The sequence below is a fragment of the Saccharomonospora iraqiensis subsp. paurometabolica YIM 90007 genome (genome assembly GCF_000231035.2).
GTDB lineage: Bacteria > Actinomycetota > Actinomycetes > Mycobacteriales > Pseudonocardiaceae > Saccharomonospora > Saccharomonospora paurometabolica.
In genome coordinates this window covers 3,076-4,444 of the sequence record NZ_KI912227.1, presented here as the reverse complement: position 1 = coordinate 4,444, position 1,369 = coordinate 3,076, and the positions used below count along the sequence as shown (strand labels likewise).

The following is a 1,369-nucleotide window of genomic DNA, read 5'->3' as shown; positions in this document are numbered from 1 at the left end:
CGACCGACCCGGAGGCGCCCCGGGAACCGGGCTCCTCGTCCACACCCCCGTCGTCCCCGGCCGGGCGCCCGGAACAGCCGGGGCCGACGGCGTCCCCGGGGCCGCACCACGCCCCGCCGTCGTCCGGGGAGACCGACGAGGACGACCTCGTGTCGTTCACCGGCTCGACGGTCCGTGTGGACGGTGTGCACAGCGACCTGCCCGGTCGGGGGTCCGCACCGCCGGAAGTCGTCCCCGCACCGGTCCCGGCCGACCCTCCCCGGAACGACCCACCACCACCCGATGGTGGTGAGGAGGACCCGCCGCTGGTGCGTATCCCGCCCGTTCTCCCGGGATTGCCCGACGTGGCCATCGGATAGCTCTCCGGTGTTCACCCCCGGCTCGTTACTCTGTGGGACGGGCACCGAAGGAAGACCCGGACAGTGGAGGCGGTGCACGTGTCACGGTGGCGGAGCCGCGTAGGCCGCGGGAGACGCCGGGAGCGCGAACGGCTCGCCGCGCTGGCGGGCGAGGCGTCGGCCGACGCGGCGGTGGCCATGGAGAGCGCCAAGGTCGCGACGCTCGAACCGGACACCGAAGCCGCGGAGGGTCCGGAGCCGGAGGCCGCCGCGGAACCCGTGGCCGGGGTCCCGGCACCGCGCACGCCCGCACCCCCCGACCTGACCGCCGCCGCGTTCTTCGACGTGGACAACACGATGATGATGGGCGCGTCGATCTTCCACTTCGCCCGCGGCCTGGCGGCCCGCCGGTACTTCAGCACCTCCGATCTGGCCGGGTTCGCCTGGCAGCAGGTCAAGTTCCGGGTCGGCGGCCGGGAGGACCACCAGGGTGTGCAGTCCAGCCGGGAACAGGCCCTGTCCTTCGTGGCCGGGCGCACCGTCGACGAGATGGTGGAGATCGGCGAGGAGATCTTCGACGAGCTGATGGCCGACAAGATCTGGGCCGGCGCCCGGGCGCTCGCCCAGATGCATCTCGACGCGGGGCAGCGGGTGTGGCTGGTCACCGCGACGCCGGTCGAACTCGCCGCCATCATCGCGCGCCGACTCGGCCTCACCGGTGCGCTGGGCACGGTCGCCGAGAGCACCGACGGCGTCTACACCGGCAGGCTCGTCGGGGACATGCTGCACGGCCGCGCCAAGGCGCACGCGGTGCGGGCGCTGGCCGCCAGGGAGGGGCTGAACCTGCGGCGCTGCACCGCCTACTCGGACTCGCAGAACGACGTGCCGATGCTGTCGGTGGTGGGCACGGCGGTCGCGGTGAACCCGGACGCGGGGCTGCGCGACGTCGCCCGCGACCGCGGCTGGGCGATCCGGGACTTCCGCACCGGCCGCAAGGCCGCGCGGATCGGGGTGCCGTCGGTCCTCGGTGC

The 1,369-nt window shown here is 74.3% G+C and carries 1 protein-coding gene; it reads left to right on the top strand.

The genetic code is table 11. From position 1 onward, the window contains the following. Positions 1-422 precede the first annotated feature (422 nt). The coding region (locus SACPADRAFT_RS0209635) for an HAD family hydrolase (RefSeq protein ID WP_028662353.1) at positions 423-1,369 on the top strand (947 nt) is incomplete at its 3' end.